The sequence below is a fragment of the Armatimonas sp. genome (assembly GCF_964826245.1).
Genome location: NZ_CBAYMC010000097.1, coordinates 1 through 15,187, shown reverse-complemented (window position 1 = coordinate 15,187; position 15,187 = coordinate 1). Strand labels below are relative to the sequence as shown.

Annotated in this window: 13 protein-coding genes and 1 riboswitch; of the genes, 7 read left to right on the top strand and 6 right to left on the bottom strand. The window is 58.3% G+C overall.

Annotated elements, in window-relative coordinates:
• Both AC1XOS_RS11030 and AC1XOS_RS11025 read left to right on the top strand, forming a co-directional pair.
• On the top strand, nt 1–723 hold a 723-nt coding region (locus AC1XOS_RS11030; protein WP_481962271.1), incomplete at its 5' end, for a polymorphic toxin-type HINT domain-containing protein.
• Complete coding sequence (locus tag AC1XOS_RS11025) at nt 724–1,158, top strand: barstar family protein (RefSeq protein ID WP_481962270.1); 435 nt, start codon at nt 724–726, stop codon at nt 1,156–1,158. It abuts the gene before it with no gap.
• Between the two features lie 314 nt (nt 1,159–1,472).
• Here the strand turns inward: AC1XOS_RS11025 and AC1XOS_RS11020 are convergent, their stop codons facing one another.
• Entirely contained in the window at nt 1,473–2,351 is an 879-nt protein-coding gene (locus tag AC1XOS_RS11020) for an RpnC/YadD family protein (protein WP_481962269.1), read from the bottom strand.
• A gap of 110 nt (nt 2,352–2,461) precedes the next feature.
• Here AC1XOS_RS11020 and AC1XOS_RS11015 point away from each other — a divergent pair, with 110 nt between their 5' ends.
• Nucleotides 2,462–3,526, top strand: a complete 1,065-nt coding sequence (locus AC1XOS_RS11015) for a M42 family metallopeptidase (protein WP_481962268.1) — start codon at nt 2,462–2,464, stop codon at nt 3,524–3,526.
• A 129-nt stretch (nt 3,527–3,655) separates the two neighbouring features.
• On the opposite strand, the gene AC1XOS_RS11010 is transcribed toward AC1XOS_RS11015, so the two are convergent.
• A complete protein-coding gene (locus AC1XOS_RS11010; RefSeq protein ID WP_481962267.1) occupies nt 3,656–5,404 on the bottom strand; it encodes a M3 family oligoendopeptidase in 1,749 nt (582 codons plus the stop codon).
• Between the two features lie 239 nt (nt 5,405–5,643).
• Between AC1XOS_RS11010 and AC1XOS_RS11005 the strand changes: the two genes are divergently transcribed.
• From AC1XOS_RS11005 to AC1XOS_RS10995, 3 genes are all read left to right on the top strand, one after another.
• Nucleotides 5,644–6,201: an HNH endonuclease gene (locus AC1XOS_RS11005; RefSeq protein WP_481962266.1), complete on the top strand. Its 558-nt coding sequence runs from the start codon at nt 5,644–5,646 to the stop codon at nt 6,199–6,201.
• An 83-nt stretch (nt 6,202–6,284) separates the two neighbouring features.
• On the top strand, nt 6,285–7,718 hold the full coding sequence (locus AC1XOS_RS11000; RefSeq protein ID WP_481962265.1) for a nucleotidyl transferase family protein: 1,434 nt from the start codon (nt 6,285–6,287) through the stop codon (nt 7,716–7,718).
• A gap of 98 nt (nt 7,719–7,816) precedes the next feature.
• Nucleotides 7,817–9,229: a nucleotidyl transferase family protein gene (locus tag AC1XOS_RS10995; RefSeq protein ID WP_481962264.1), complete on the top strand. Its 1,413-nt coding sequence runs from the start codon at nt 7,817–7,819 to the stop codon at nt 9,227–9,229.
• Between the two features lie 50 nt (nt 9,230–9,279).
• Here AC1XOS_RS10995 and serA read toward each other — a convergent pair whose 3' ends face one another.
• From serA to AC1XOS_RS10975, 4 genes are read right to left on the bottom strand one after another with little or no spacing between them, the layout of a single operon-like run.
• A complete protein-coding gene (serA, locus tag AC1XOS_RS10990) occupies nt 9,280–10,863 on the bottom strand; it encodes a phosphoglycerate dehydrogenase (protein WP_481962263.1) in 1,584 nt (527 codons plus the stop codon).
• A gap of 6 nt (nt 10,864–10,869) precedes the next feature.
• Nucleotides 10,870–11,379, bottom strand: a complete 510-nt coding sequence (locus tag AC1XOS_RS10985) for a peptidylprolyl isomerase (RefSeq protein WP_481962262.1) — start codon at nt 11,377–11,379, stop codon at nt 10,870–10,872.
• Between the two features lie 50 nt (nt 11,380–11,429).
• The gene (gene ftsY, locus AC1XOS_RS10980; protein WP_481962261.1) at nt 11,430–12,323 is read right to left on the bottom strand and encodes a signal recognition particle-docking protein FtsY; all 894 of its coding nucleotides are present in this window, start codon (nt 12,321–12,323) and stop codon (nt 11,430–11,432) included.
• A gap of 50 nt (nt 12,324–12,373) precedes the next feature.
• The gene (locus tag AC1XOS_RS10975; protein WP_481962260.1) at nt 12,374–13,144 is read right to left on the bottom strand and encodes a DUF1559 family PulG-like putative transporter; all 771 of its coding nucleotides are present in this window, start codon (nt 13,142–13,144) and stop codon (nt 12,374–12,376) included.
• Nucleotides 13,145–13,299: 155 nt separating this feature from the next.
• Nucleotides 13,300–13,390, bottom strand: a riboswitch (adenosylcobalamin-variant (AdoCbl-variant) riboswitch).
• Between the two features lie 40 nt (nt 13,391–13,430).
• On the opposite strand from AC1XOS_RS10975, the gene AC1XOS_RS10970 reads away from it, so the two are divergent.
• Nucleotides 13,431–15,044 carry an FGGY-family carbohydrate kinase gene (locus AC1XOS_RS10970; RefSeq protein WP_481962259.1) on the top strand — a complete coding sequence of 538 codons (1,614 nt, stop codon included), beginning with the start codon at nt 13,431–13,433 and terminating at the stop codon, nt 15,042–15,044.
• Nucleotides 15,045–15,187: the final 143 nt, after the last annotated feature.

The following is a 15,187-nucleotide window of genomic DNA, read 5'->3' as shown; positions in this document are numbered from 1 at the left end:
AAGATCGTGGCCAAAGAGGTGGTGAGCACCAAGGTTCGCACCGCGCCGTCTACGCTGGTGATCGAAGTCGAAGGCGGCACGCGCGTCGAGACCACACCTGAGCACCCGTTCTACGTGGAAGGCACCGGCTGGACTCCTGCGGGTCGGCTGGCGATTGGCAACGCGATTGTGACGCGTGCGGGGCCGTCGGTGAAGATTGTTCGGATCGAGACGAAGGAAACGCCTGCCACTGTCTATAACTTTGAAGTCGCAGATACGCATAGCTACTTTGTTGGAGATGCGACTAAGGCTGAAGATTGGACGAATGCCAATCATAGAGTAAAGGTCGAGTGTAAAATTGTCTGGCTGTGGGTGCATAACTATGACACTCTTAAACCTGGAGATTTATCTGCAGCTGAACAAGCACAATTGGACGCAGCTGTGAGTCATATTGATGCTGGGACCGTACCGCCATTGCACCCTAATGGAAGAGGGAAATTCGGAAACCGGCCTGGAACAAATCAAAGAGCAGGGTACCGGAACAATATGACGAATAATGGAGATCATTTACCTGGAACCGCTGGGGCGGGTGGATACGTGGAATATGATGTCGAGCCTGTAGGGGGTTATGGTGCAGGAAGAGGCACTAACCGAGTAGTTCAGAATACTTCAACTGGGGAATTATATTATACAAATACTCATTATGGAGATAATGGGCCGATTTCTTTCAGAAAGGTTAGATAGATGGATTTTGAATTGTTTAATTGTGTAAAAAAGGATGAATATGGTTATTTGATGTCGTTTTTGATGGCGGAAGGGTATGAAATTTATGTTTTAGAGGGTGTTGATATAAAAAGCAAGGATGATCTTTTTAGTGAAATCGGCATGATACTACCAATGCCAAAAGACAGGACACCTGCGAGAGGTTCTTGGGATGCTCTAGCTGATAATTTGTGGGAAGGATTTACTGATGGAACCAAAAAACATTGCCTTGTTTGGAAAGACGCTTCTGAGTTAATGAAAAGCGATATGAAATCTTTTTTAAATATTTTTGATGTTTTTTGTAGTGTGTTTAGGTCACTCTATGTTGAAGGGATTAACATTATTGTGATTTATGTTGATAGTGATAATAGCTTCTTGTCAATATTTAACAGGACGAACCATTCAGCTTTCATGTGATGTGCTCTCTTCTTTTTGTGATTCAGCGCTGTACGTTTATGCGTGAACCACGCCTCCAGTAGCTCTTCCCAGGTCTCGGCTTCCAGAAGTGACTCTGCCAAGGCTTCGAGTTGCTCTTTGTATTGAAGCGCTTCTACCTACTCTAGCTGCGCGGCGAGCGGCTCTCCCACGCGTCGTTGCGCTGTCTATGCCGCTTTCTTGGGGACAATTGCAAAGTCCATCCCGATCGTGTTGAGCGTCGCCTGTACCGTCTTGAAGTTCGGATTTCCCCCAGGCGAGAGCGAGCGGTAGAGGCCATTGGTAGGGGGCTTCCGCTAGGGCGTAAGAAGCTCTTCCCAAGTCTCGACTTCGAGCAGGCGCTCTGCCAGGGCTTCGAGGTGTTCTTTGTCCTGAAGCGCTTCTACCTGCTCAAGCTGCGCCGCCGAGGGCTCACCGAGGCGTTTGCGGCCCAGGCGCAGAAGAGTGGTTCGGGCATGGCGAAGCTCGACACGACTTTCGACACGGCTTTCTATTTCCTCGACGAAACCACGGTAGGTTTGCGATTGCTCCAGCAGTTGGCTGTTTAGTAGCTCTAAAACATCACGACTCATCAGTTCCTCCACCTCAACTCGCGGGTAACGAAGACCCAAAAGCACATACGTCGCCGTCCAGAGCGATGCGGCAAGCTCTGGCGATGCCTCTTGGTCCAGACGCTCGCGCAGAACGGCCAGAATACCGGGAAGCTGGCTCTTGCGAACCCGCGCGACCGGAGCCAGCGGCAAGAGAGACAGTCCCGCTTGAAGGAGCCTCTGAACAGGCATCTGCCAGATGCGAATCATACGATAGTGAAACGCAATCGCCAGCTCCTCAGGATCGTGCCAGAGCGCCTCTCCTTTTAAGTGCTGGTGTCCGTGAAAGGGACGCAACAAGACCACGGCGGTCTTGACAGGCAGCTTATAACGAGCCCGAAGCCCGGCGTTGTAGAGCAGGCTCCGAAGGGCAAACTCTGTGTCCACATTGCCTTGAAACTCCAGATGGAGCAGGTAAGGCTCCTTGGCTCCCACGCGGAACACGCGATCCGCAGCCGCCGTTACCGTAGACAGATCGGCATCCAGAACCTGAGTCTGTCCTATGGGCAATGCGAACAAGGATACCCAGTCATCGGGCTGCGCTTCGGTAAGAAACTTGGTGGCAGCATCGAACGGCTTAGGCACACAGGATTCTACCACTCACAGAAAAACGAGTCCAGCGCCTTTGCCACCGCCACCTCCTTTAACGGAACGAGCGTTCAAATGACGGACTTTCAGGTAAAATGGTGCCAATTATGATTTCTACCGATGCGCTCGCTTTCTTAGAGCGAATGATTACAACCCCCTCGCCCTCCGGGTTTGAAGAACCCAATGCTCAGAACTTTCGTGACTATGTCTCCGCATTTGCCGATGAAGTGACCACCGATCCGCTGGGAAGCGTGATCGCGGCGGTTAATCCCACGGGAAGCCCTCGGGTGATGCTGGCGGGGCATATTGATGAGATTGGGTTTCTGATCCACTACATCAACGACGAAGGCTTTTGCTACTTCCGCACGATTGGCGGCCATGACCTGGCCAACTTGGTCGGTCAGCGCGTGGTGGTGCAGACCCGAAAAGGCCCCGTGCATGGCGTGATTGGGAAGAAGCCCATTCACCTACTGACGGTTGAAGAGCGCGGCAAGAAGCCGGAGCTGGAAGACCTCTGGATTGATCTGGGCGTGACCAACAAGCAAGAGGTGCTGGATGCCGGCGTGCAGATCGGCGACCCCGCGGTCTATGCCGATGGCTGGCAGCCGCTGATCGGCGATCGAGTCGCGGGCCGCGCCATGGACAATCGGGTTGGGGCGTGGGTTGTCGCCGAGGCGCTGCGGCGCGTGAAAGCGCTCAACCCAAAAGCCGCTGTTTTTGCGGTTGCGACGGTTCAAGAAGAGATCGGGCTGCGCGGCGCACACGCGGCGACGCACGGGGTGAGGCCCGATATCGGGATCGCGGTGGACGTGACATTTGCTACCGACTTTCCTTCGATGGACAAGCGCAAGGTTAGCCCGATGAAGCTGGGCGGCGGGCCGGGCGTCTTGCGCGGAGCCAATGCCAACCGCAAGCTCGCGGATCGCATCGTGGACGTGGCCGGGAAAGCCGCGATTCCGGTGCAGGTTCAAGCCACGCCCGGTGGGACGGGCACCGATGCCAACGCCATGCAGATCTCGATGGCGGGAGTCTGCACCGGGCTGGTCGAGGTGCCCCTGCGCTACATGCACACCCCCTGTGAGATCATCTCGCTCTCCGATGCCGATGCCTGCGCCGAGCTACTGGCGCAAGTCTGCGCGTCTTTGGAGCCCAGTGAGAGCTGGACACCGTAGAGAAAAAGCAAAAAAAAGCCCGGCAGATTGACTTTCGTCCTGCCGGGTAAATCTCAAGGTGTTTCTCGTGCAATGCGAAAAGATGCAAGCCCTGTGCCGCATGGGGTTGCCTTCCTAAAAACCGAAATTCTACGGGGTTTTCTCGAACTCCGTCACCCAGCTCTCTAGGATCTCCAGCGCCCCTTGCCAGAAGCCCGGGTCACTCAGATCTACTCCCAGCGGCGCGACCAGCTCGGTGGGGAACTGGGAGCCGCCTTGCGAGAGCATCGCGACATACTTCTGGGCAAACGGAGCCCCTTCTTGCTGGTAGCGGTAGTACAGCGCCAGGGCCAGCATCTTACCAAAGCTGTAAGCATAGACATAGAACGGCGTCCCGATAAAATGGGGAATGTAGCTCCACCAGAGCGCATGCTCGTCTCCCAGCGTGACGGCACCGGCAAACATGGCGCTCATCTTCTCCTGCCAGAGAGCACTGATTCGCTCGGTGGGGAGCTCGCCTTGCTTGCGCTCGGCGTGGACGGCTTGCTCAAACCGATACATCGCGGTCTGGCGGTGGATGGTGGAGAACGAGTCTTCTAGCACGCGCCCAAAGAGTGCCCGACGTGCTGCGCCCGTGGTGCGCTCTTGTTCTTGCTCAAAGACCAGAAGCTCCGCAAAAGTCGAGGCCACTTCCGCCATCGGGAGAGTGCCGTGGAAGTTCAAGAAGCTCTGGCCCCGAGAGAGCGATGAGTGGATGCCATGTCCGAGCTCGTGCGCCAGCGTGTTTTTATCGGAGGCGCGGTTCAGGTAGCTCTGGAAAAGATAGGGATGCAGATCCGGGGTGGTGTAGGAGCAAAACGCGCCGCCCTGCTTGCCTTGGCGCGGCGCGGCATCAATCCAGCCGCCGTCAAAGAACGCCGGACCCGCAGCGGCGTAGGAGGGCTCAAAGCGGGCGAAGGCGGCGAGAATATCGTCACGGGCTTCGTCAAAGGAGACACTGGGCGCGTCGGTGTGGAGCGGGGCGTAGCGGTCGTAGTGGGTGAGAGAGTCCAGCCCGAGGAGCTTTTGTTTTGCCTTGTAGTAGCGCCCGACGGTGGGGTAGCCTGCCTCGGCGGTGTCGGTCACGGCGGCCACAATCTCGGGAGTCAGCTCGTTGCTGAGATGTCGTGCTTGCTCCGGGAACGTATAGCCGCGCAGTCCATCTTCCAGCGCCTTGTCTTGAACCAGCGTGTTGTAGATATAGGTGAGGGTGCGCAGGTGGGGGCGTAGCCCCTGGGTGAGAGCTTCTGCGCTCTGGCGGCGCTGCTCGCGGTCGGTATGGTACTGAAATGTCGAGACCTCCGAGAGGCTGAGGCTCTTGCCCTCGAGGTCAAAACGCAGGCTTGCGAGCAGCTCCTGGAAGAGCCGTACCCAGGCCCGATCGCCCGTGTTGGCTTTCTGTGCGAGGATTTTTTCTTCTGGCTCCGAGAGAGAGAACGGGGCGGTTTGTGCGACATGGAGTAAGTAGCGACGCCAGTTGGCGAGCTCGGGGGCAGCGGCCAAAGTCTCGAGTTGTTTACCATCTAGGCGTGCCAGTTCGATAGGGAAGAAGAGAGTGGGCAAGAGCGCGGTGGTGGTCTTCTCGCGTAGCTTCTGAACCTGTGCCCCGTTTTCGGGGGCAGTGTCCGCGGCGAAGCGAAGGCCCGCATACGTTGCAGGCTTGCTCCCTTCTTGATGGAGGCGCTCATACATCGCAAGGGCTTCGGCAAGAACGGCTGCCGTGAGCGTGGCGATCTTACCCTGGTAGCGCGTGGCAAAGTCTAGGGCTTGGTCAGAGACGAGGGTGAGAGTGTCGAAGAGCCGGGGATCATCCGGGCTCTGGAACAGGTCGGTGAGGTTCCAAGAGGGCGTAGAAGTCATGGGTTATTTATCAGTCCTTGACGGATGAATCGTCACAGGTTATCATACCCTTACATGTATCGTTACCGACATCAAGAGGTTGGGTCTAAGAGGCATCTAAGACCGGGGGTGGACGGCCTGTGCCTGCATCGGCACATGGTCTACACGTGCCCGGTTGTCTGTCGCCTCTAAAACCCGTCTGCTTCATCGTGAGCAAGCGGGTTTTTTTGTTTGTTCAACGCGAGAGGAGTTTTTACGAAATGGGGCAAGAGGTTCTGGTCTTAAACAGCGATTACGAGCCGCTGAATGTCTGCAACGTCCGCCGGGCGATTGTGCTGGTCTACCTAGGAAAGGCGGATATTTTGCACACGCGTGGCGAGGAAGATGCACGTGAGGCAGAGGCATGGTTTACCGCTGAGGGCCGGAGTATTGCGCATCCGTCGGTGGTGAAGCTACGCCAGCATGTCCGTCGGCCACTACCGGAGCTGAAGCTCTCACGCCGGAGTATTTTTGCACGCGATAACTACACGTGCCAGTACTGCGGCCTCGTTGCCAAGGATCTCACGATCGACCACGTCGTGCCCAAGCACAACGGCGGCCCGATGAGCTGGGAGAACCTGGTGACTTGCTGCCGCAAGTGCAATACGCGCAAGGGGGACAAGCCGCTGGAGAAGTGTGGAATGAAGCTCAATCGTCAGCCGCGCCGCCCGCGCTACACGCCCTATATCGCGCTCAATAAGTATGTCTCTGGTACCCGCCACGCTGTCTGGCGCGACTACCTGCCGATCTTTACCGATGTGGGTGGATTCGTCCAGTAAGTCGGGTAAAATACGAATGCAAGACCCCCGATGATGGTTCATCGGGGGGTTTTTGTTTCTTTGGGTTTTTGGGAGGATAGGGCATGGATCAGAGTACGGCGCGACGCGGGGAGAAGACCCAGCAGAAGGCGCTGGAGATCAATCTTACAGAGCGGCTTTACGGAACTTTCGCGGAGATCGGTGCGGGTCAGGAAGTGGTTCGGTGGTTCTTCCAGGCGGGTGGTGCTGCGGGGACAATTGCCAAGTCGATCTCTGCCTACGACATGACGGTCAGCGATGCGATCTACGGTCCCTCGCCACGCTATGTTTCCCGCGAGCGACTCCAGACAATGCTCGACTACGAGTTCTCGCTTCTTCGCGAGCGTCTCAGCCCACTCCGTGGCCCGACCACCGACTTCTTTGTCTTCGCTGATACCGTGGCGGCGAGAAACTTCTCCGGCACCAACGACTGCCACGGCTGGCTAGGAGTCAAGTTCCAGCGTCCCTTTGAGCTAGAGGCCAGCCAAGTCGTGATTCACGTTCGGATGTTGGATACGGACAATATCAGCCAACAAGAGGCACTGGGCATTGTGGGGGTCAATCTGATCCATGGGGCGCTTCTCCACTTTGATAACCCCGATCTGATCCTCAGCGCACTTCTCGACAGCCTGACCGCGGAGCGCATTGAAGTGGACATGGTCAAGTTCAGTGGTCCCGCGTTCGAGGGAATTGACCACCGCCTGATGGCCCTAAAGCTCGTGCAGCTAGAGCTCTCCAACGCGGCGCTCTTCTCCGCCGATGGCGAGGTGCTCCAGCCATCGGAGGTGCTCCGCAAGAAGCGTATCTTGGTGGAGCGTGGCTCGTTCCGGCCCGTGACCCATGTCAATCTCGACATGATTCACTGTGCCAAGCAGCAGTTTAACGATAGCGTGGGCGGCGACGAAGAAACGGTGGTGCTCTTTGAGATCACCATGAAGAACTTACTGGCCAGCGGCGAGATTGACTACGCGGACTTTCTGGCCCGCGCCGATGTCTTAGCGGCTACGGGAGCTACCGTGCTTATCTCCGACTACTTCGAGTACTACCGCTTGGCAGCGTACTTGCGGCGCTACACCAAGCTCGCCATTGGGATCACGATGGGGATTCCCAGCTTGAAAGATTTGTTTGAGGAGCGCTTTTACGAAGACTTAGAGGGCGGGATCCTGGAGTCCTTTGGGCGGCTCTTCAAGAACGATCTGCGGCTCTTTGTCTATCCTCTCATGGACAAGTCCAGCCGTCAGCTCATTACGGTGCCAAAGCTCAAAGTCTCGCCGCATCTACAGAGTCTCTATGAGCACTTAGTGGAGAATGGCCATATCCAGAGCCTCGACTTCTACAACCGCGAGTTCTTGCATATCTTCTCCCGCGATGTACTCCGTAAGATTGAGCAGGGAGACTCTAGCTGGGAGAGTGCGGTTCCTACGGCTGTCGCGACACTGATTAAAGAGCGTGGCTTTTTTGGCTGTTCCTCCGTTTCCGTGCCAGAGCCGCCTGCATGAAATACTAGACTTCTCCAAATCCCTCAAGGCGGCAAAACTTAACTCCGACACTATACACGTGAACCCAGGGAGCTACTGCCCCTGCTTAGGAGATCTGTATGGAGTCAAAAATAGACCGCCGCACCGCCGATACACAGCAGAAGGCACTGACCGTTAACTTAAACCCCCGTCTCTATGGAACTTTCGCAGAGATCGGTGCGGGTCAGGAAGTGGTTCGGTGGTTCTTCCAGGCGGGTGGTGCTGCGGGGACAATTGCCAAGTCGATCTCTGCCTACGACATGACGGTCAGCGATGCGATCTACGGTCCCTCGCCGCGCTACGTTTCCCGCGAGCGACTCCAGACAATGCTCGACTACGAGTACAACTTGCTCCTAGAGCGTCTTGGCTTGGCACGTGGGGAGAACACGGATTTCTTTGTTTTCTCGGATACCGTAGCGACTCGTAACTTTCACGGTACCAATGAGTGTCATGGCTGGCTGGGGATCAAGTTTCAGTCGGAGGGGCAGAGTGAGCCCAGCCAGGTTGTCATTCATGTCCGTATGCTGGATAAAGACCACGTGAGCCAGCAAGAGGCACTTGGCATTGTAGGGGTCAATCTCATTCACGCGGCACTTCTGCGCACCGCAGACCCCGACACGATTCTGAGCTCGCTTTTAGATAGCCTGACCGTGTCGCGTATCGAAGTGGACATGGTTAAGTTCAGTGGTTCGTCGTTCGAGGGAGTTGATCATCGCTTAATAGCCCTAAAACTCGTCCAGCTTGGGCTCTCCAATGCCGCGCTGTTCTCTGCCAGCGGCGAGGTGCTCCAGCCGTCGGAGGTTCTGCGCAAAAAGCGTATTCTCCTAGAGCGTGGCTCGTTCCGTCCGGTGACGCATGTAAACGTGGACATGATTCAGTGCGCTCGCCAGCAGTTTATGGACAATGCCGCTGATGATAGCGAGGTGGTGACTCTCTTTGAGATCACCATGAAAAACCTACTGGCCAGCGGCGAGATCGACCACGCGGACTTTCTGGCCCGTGCTGATGTCTTAGCGGCTACGGGAGCCACCGTGCTTATCTCCAACTACTTCGAGTACCACCGCCTCGCGACCTACCTGCGACGCTACACCAAGCAGCCGATTGGCATTACCATGGGCGTGCCCAGCTTACGGGATCTCTTTGATGAGCGGTTCTACGAGGATCTCGAAGGTGGGATTCTGGAGTCGTTTGGGCGGCTCTTCAAAAACGACCTCAAGCTCTATATCTATCCCTTGATGGATAAGTCCAGCCGCCACTTAATCACGGTCGAGAAGCTGAAAGTGGCCCCGCATCTACAGAGCCTCTATGAGCACATGGTGGAAAATGACCATGTCCAGAGCCTTGACTTCTACAACAAAGAGTACTTGCCTATCTTCTCACGGGATGTTTTGATGCGTATTCGAGAGAGCGACACAAGCTGGGAGAGCATGGTACCTGTCGCTGTCGCTCAGCTCATCAAAGAGCGCGGCTTCTTCGGCTACGAGCCTTCATGAGCGTTCCCCTCCTTTCCGTTATCGGGAGGAGGGGTTAGGGGAGGAGGGTCTTACAGCACCACTTGGCGAACCGAGAGAATCCCATCCAGGCTACGGATGGTCTCCGCGACTTCGTTGGAGGCAGCGGAGTCTACCGAGAGTGCCATCACGGCGGTGCCGTCTTTTTCATCGCGGCCCACGTACATCCCGGCGATATTGACCCCGCCCTCGCCTAGAATCGTGCCGATCTTGCCGATCATACCGGGCCTATCATGGTTGCGAACCATGATGTGGTGGCCGTCGGCGCGGAAGTCCACGGGGTAGGTGTCCAGAAAGACAATGTGCGGGTCGCTCTTGCCAAAGATCGTTCCGGTGACGCCATGCGTGCCCCGGTCATCCGTGGCAAGCACGGTGAGCTGGCGCTCGTACTCATCGCCGCGTGGGCCACGCGACTCGGTGACTTTGACGCCACGCGAGGCCGCGAGAGCTGGGGCATTGACATAGTTCACCGACTCCCCAAGCGCGGGTGTGAGCAGGCCCTTGAGCACGGCGCGTGTCAGATGAACCGTCTGGGCCGTGTCGAACTCGCCCTCGTAGCGCACTTCAACTGCCGTGACGGAGCCACGGGCGAGCTGTGCCTTGAGGCTGCCCATCTTCTCCGCAAGTGTCAGATACGGCGCGGTGCGGTGTAGAATCTCGGCGGGAAGGCTCGGCATGTTCACGGCGGCGCGGGCACTGCCCCCCTGGAGCACGGTGACGATCTGCTCGGCGATGTCCACGGCAACCCCCACTTGTGCCTCTTCGGTTGAGGCGCCGAGGTGCGGTGTGGCGACCACTTTAGGATGTAGCGCGAGGGGATAGTCGGGAGCGATGGGCTCGTTGCTCCAGACATCCAGCGCCGCGCCACCGAGCTTGCCCGACTCTAGCCCGCGCAAGAGCGCCGCTTCGTCGTAGATACCGCCACGGGCGACATTGATCAGCCGGACGCCGTCTTTCATGACCGCAAGCTGCGCATCGGAGATGAGGCCGGTGGTCTCTTTGGTCTTGGGGACATGCACCGTGATGAAGTCCGCGTTGCGGTAGAGCGTGTCGAGGTCCACGAGCTGGACGCCCAGTGCATCGGCCTGCTCTTTGCCCAGAAACGGGTCGTAGGCCAGAATCGGCATCTCCAGCGCTTTGAGCCGCTTGGCGACTTCCCGTCCGATCTTGCCCAGCCCGATCACGCCTGCGGTCTTGCCGTAGAGCTCGACTCCCACAAACTTGCTGCGTTTCCACTCGCCTGCTTTCATGCTGGCGTGCGCTTGGGGGACATTGCGCGAGAGGGCAAAAAACAGCGCCACGGTGAGCTCAGCGGCGGCAATGGTATTGCCCTCGGGCGAGTTCACGACCAGGACGCCTTTCTCTGTTGCCCGAGCGACATCAATATTGTCCACCCCGACCCCCGCACGTCCAATGATCTTGAGCTTATGCGCGGCTTCGAGAATCTCCGCCGTCACCTTGGTTTCCGAGCGAACCGCAAGGCCCTCGTACTCCCCAATGATCTCTTTGAGCTCGTCGCTGGAGAGGCCGGTTTTAACGTCAACTTCGAGCCCCGCACGGCGGAGGATGGCAACACCCTCCGCCGCAACCGGGTCACTGACCAGAACTTTTGCCAAGTTTTTCTACGCTTCCGTGATGGTAATCGTGCGGATCGTCACTGGCGCATTGGGTCGGTCTTGGGCTCCCGTGGGAGTGGTGGCAATAGCATCGAGAACATCCTCGCCTGTGGTAAGCTTGCCAAAGACCGTGTAGCTCGGCGGCAGGGGGTAGTCCGCGTGCATCACGAAGAACTGGCTGCCGTTGGTGTTAGGGCCCGCATTGGCCATCGCGAGCGTGCCACGAAGATACTTGCGGCGCACGGGCTCATCGGCGAACTTGTAGCCGGGACCGCCACGACCTGTTCCCGTGGGGTCGCCGCCCTGGATCATAAATCCCTTGATGACGCGGTGGAAGATCACGCCATCGTAGTAGCCCTCGCGAGCCAGAAAGACGAAGTTGTTGACCGTAACAGGAGCATCCGCCGGGAAGAACTCCGCCGTCATCGTGCCTAAGTTGGTTTCAATGGTTGCCGTGTAGGTCTTAGAAAGGTCAATGGTGAGCGCAGGAGCCGCGCTGTATTGTTTTGCAGACATAGGCTTTTAGGATACCATGAAATATTCCCCCAATCTTGGGGGGCGGGGGGCTACCCCAGCATCGCCTCCACAAAGACCTCGGGGTTGAAGGGGAGCATGTCTTCTGCGCCCTCGCCGACACCGACCATTTTCACGGGGACGCCTAGCTCTTGTCGGAGCGTAATCACGATTCCTCCACGCGCTGTGCCATCGAGTTTTGCCAGCACAATCCCGGTCACGCCCACGGCCTCGGTGAACTGCTTGGCCTGGGGAATCGCGTTCTGACCCGTGGTGGCGTCCAGCGCCAGTAGCACTTCATCGGGTTTTCTTCCCAGCTCTTTCTCGCAGATACGCCCGATCTTGCGTAGCTCCTCCATCAGATTGAGCTTTGTGTGCAAGCGCCCTGCGGTGTCTACCAGAATCAGATCGGCTCCACGCGCCTTGGCCGCGATAATCGCATCGTGCACCACGGCGGCAGGGTCGGCGTTCTCTTTCTGGCGGATCAGCTCCGCTCCCGAGCGCTCCGCCCAGATCCCGAGCTGCTCGGCGGCGGCGGCGCGAAACGTGTCGCCCGCCGCGAGAATCACTTTCTTGCCCTCTTTTTTCGACGCGCGATAGGCCAGCTTCCCGAGGCTCGTGGTCTTGCCGACGCCGTTCACTCCCACCATCAAATAGAGTGTCGGGCCGCTCTCCGCGACTCTGAGCTTCGTGTCCCCTGGATCGCCGAGCGCCTCGGTGAGCGCGAGCTTGAGACCGTCTTGGACTTCTTGCGCCGTGGACATCCGCTGGTCGCGCACCATGCCCTTGAGGCGCTCCAGAACCTGGTCGGTGGTACGAAGCGAGAGATCCGCCGCGAGGAGCGCCTCCTCGAACTCATCAAAGAGTTCGTCATCAATGCGGCCCTTGCCAGTCACCAGAGCATCGACAGATTGAAAGAGCGTCTTGAACACGCCACGTTTGAGCATGAGGGCATTTTACCCCCTAACCCCCGTCCAACGGGGGCTAGGGGGGAAGCTTATTTCGCCATCAGCCAGTCGCCACGGTAGACGATGCCGGGCTGCTGCTCGCTGACGGGTAGCTTGGCGGCAAACACGGCGCGGGCAATGGCTTTTGCGTGGCCGTCACAGAAGACGATATTGCCAAAGCCTTGGTGCCGAAAGTCCAGCGACGACGTACAGCCGTAGCCGGGGAAGCACCAGGAGCTGGGCGGCTGAATCGTGATGGTCTCGGCCACCGTAGCGATGGTTTTCATCGTGTCCGGGCCTGTTGCGGCGGGATCCGTGCGGTTGCCTGAATCCGCAAAGAGCAGACACTCAGCAGGGCGTGTGATCGCCGCATCCGTGGCGGGCTGAGGCTGCATCACCCAGCTTCCGCCGGTGTTAACCCACTGCTCATTGGCGAGCACTGCGCTGTAGCCATAGCCCGTGCCGCCTAGATTGGATAGGCCCGCGTACTCCGAGCAGCGCTGGATCTCACCGCTCTTGAGATACGGGAAGATCAGCCCGAGCTTTTTATCCAGTGGCCCAGAGAAGCCTGCCCGCGCCCCGACCCAGTAGGTCTTGGAGTCGCCGTAGCTAAACAACGGGAAGGTCGAGTCGTAGTCTTGGGAGTACATCAGTGCCGCTAGGCCAAGCTGCTTGGTATTGGAGAGGCAGGAGGTCTGGCGGGCCTTGCTGCGTGCCTGAGCAAAGACGGGGAAGAGGATCGCCGCCAGAATCGCGATAATCGCGATGACGACAAGAAGCTCGATCAGCGTAAAGGCTGACCGACGAGAATTCGAGGTCACAAACGTATTCTTTCTAGCCTGTTTCGCGCAGGCCGAGGGATTTTGTTACCGTCGAATGAATTCGCGGCTAGAGAAGATAAGTCCGCCTGCGCGGACTGCAACCCACGAATATGGGTTTTTCCTCACGAGCCGGGATTTCAATCCACGGCGCTTTGCCCCCGCTGGCGATCGGACTCGGAGCATAAAGCTCAATTACCGTTGCGCGACAGTGCCGGAATCACACCGGACTTCCCCAGAGGGCGGGAGCGGCGTCAGCGTATCACAAAATCCGGGTAAAATCCTTACCATGACTGAGGAAAGATTTGTTGTCGGGGTGGACGTGGGGACGGGCTCGGCGCGGGCGGGGGTTTTCTCCGTCGTGGATGGAGCGCGAAAGGGCATGGCAACCCACCCGATCAAACTGTGGCGGCCCCAGCCCGAGTTTGTCGAGCAGAGCAGCGGCGACATCTGGAGTGCGGTAGGAATTGCGGTGCGGGGGGCGCTGGCGCAGGCCAAAGTGGCTCCTGAGAGCGTGGTCGGGATCGGCTTTGACGCGACTTGCTCGCTGGTCGTGCTGGGCGAGGGCGATGTGCCGCTGACCGTGAGCCCCAGTGGCAGTGCAGAGCAGAATATTATCGTCTGGATGGACCACCGCGCGATTGTGGAGACCGATGCCATCAACGCGGGGAGCCATGAGGTCTTGAAGTACGTCGGTGGCGCGATCTCGCCCGAGATGGAGCCGCCGAAGTTGCAGTGGCTCAAGAAAAACCTGCCCGAGACTTGGGCTGCGGCGACTAAGTTTCTGGATCTAGCGGACTTCCTGACCTACAAAGCCTCGGGCCAAGACGTGCGCTCGCTCTGCACCAATGTCTGCAAGTGGACGTACTTGGGCCACGAAGGCCGCTGGGACACGGCGTTTCTGGCAAGCCTCGGCCTCGATGATCCACGGATCACGCAGAACCCCATCCGGCCCCTAGGCGAGCGCATCGGGCCGCTGACTCCAGAAGCCGCCACGCACTTTGGCCTGACCACAAGCTGCTTTGTCGCCGTCGGAATTATAGATGCCCATGCGGGCGGCCTGGGCTTGCTCGGAGCCGCAGACCTCGAAAGCTCGATTGCGCTGATTGGCGGGACGAGCAACTGCCACATGGCGGCCTCGAAGGAGCCGATCTTTGTGCCGGGCGTCTGGGGGCCGTACTTTGGCGCGATGGTGCCCGGCTACTGGCTCACCGAGGGCGGGCAGAGCGCGGCAGGGGCGCTGATTGACTTCGTGATCGAGGACTCCAGCGAGTACCGTGATCTGGCGTATAGAGCAGAGTCTGAGAGCACGACGGTCTACGCACTCCTCAACCAAGAAGCCCTAAAGCTCGCCGCCAGTGAGGGGCTGGCAGATGTTGCCTATCTCACGCGCCATCTTCATGTCCTCGATTTTCACCTAGGCAACCGCTCGCCGTTTGCCGATCCTCATGCGCGTGGCGTGGTCGAGGGGCTCTCGCTGGATAAATCTCTGGCGCAGGACACGCGGCTCTATGTCGCGACAGTGCAGGCCCTGGCCTACGGTACTCGCGCGATTATCGAGGCCGCCAACGCCCAAGGCTTTACGATCTCGCAGATTGTGGCGACCGGTGGTGGCACGAAAAACTCGCTCTGGCTCCAGCAGCACGCCGATGCCTGCGGAATGTCCATCACGCTGGGCAAAGAGCCCGAGTCTGTGCTGCTCGGCTCCGCCATTCTCGCCGCGCACGCCTCAGGCGACTACGCCAGCGTCACCGACGCGATGACGGCGATGGGCCGCGCGGGCGAGACGATCATGCCCAACCCGGCCACCCGCGCCTACCACGACGCGAAATACAACATCTGGCGCGAGCTCTACGAGGCGCAAAAACGTCACCGTGGAATGATGGCTGCCCTCCTCCCCTAGCCCCCGGGCACCCAGAGGGTACCCGGGGGCTAGGGGAGGAGGGACTGAGGGAGGAGGGAATCTATGTTCACCGTTATAAAGCAGGAATTGATGCTACGGCTACGGCAGGGAGCCACCTGGGGACAGTTTCTCTTCATCCTCTT

Bases quoted from the DNA above. Each gene is read 5' to 3' on its own strand.
- AC1XOS_RS11025 (WP_481962270.1), top strand. From the start codon at position 724: ATGGATTTTGAATTGTTTAATTGTGTAAAAAAGGATGAATATGGTTAT.
- AC1XOS_RS11015 (WP_481962268.1), top strand. From the start codon at position 2,462: ATGATTTCTACCGATGCGCTCGCTTTCTTAGAGCGAATGATTACAACC.
- AC1XOS_RS11010 (WP_481962267.1), bottom strand. From the start codon at position 5,404: ATGACTTCTACGCCCTCTTGGAACCTCACCGACCTGTTCCAGAGCCCG.
- AC1XOS_RS11005 (WP_481962266.1), top strand. From the start codon at position 5,644: ATGGGGCAAGAGGTTCTGGTCTTAAACAGCGATTACGAGCCGCTGAAT.
- AC1XOS_RS11000 (WP_481962265.1), top strand. From the start codon at position 6,285: ATGGATCAGAGTACGGCGCGACGCGGGGAGAAGACCCAGCAGAAGGCG.
- AC1XOS_RS10995 (WP_481962264.1), top strand. From the start codon at position 7,817: ATGGAGTCAAAAATAGACCGCCGCACCGCCGATACACAGCAGAAGGCA.
- AC1XOS_RS10985 (WP_481962262.1), bottom strand. From the start codon at position 11,379: ATGTCTGCAAAACAATACAGCGCGGCTCCTGCGCTCACCATTGACCTT.
- ftsY (WP_481962261.1), bottom strand. From the start codon at position 12,323: ATGCTCAAACGTGGCGTGTTCAAGACGCTCTTTCAATCTGTCGATGCT.
- AC1XOS_RS10970 (WP_481962259.1), top strand. From the start codon at position 13,431: ATGACTGAGGAAAGATTTGTTGTCGGGGTGGACGTGGGGACGGGCTCG.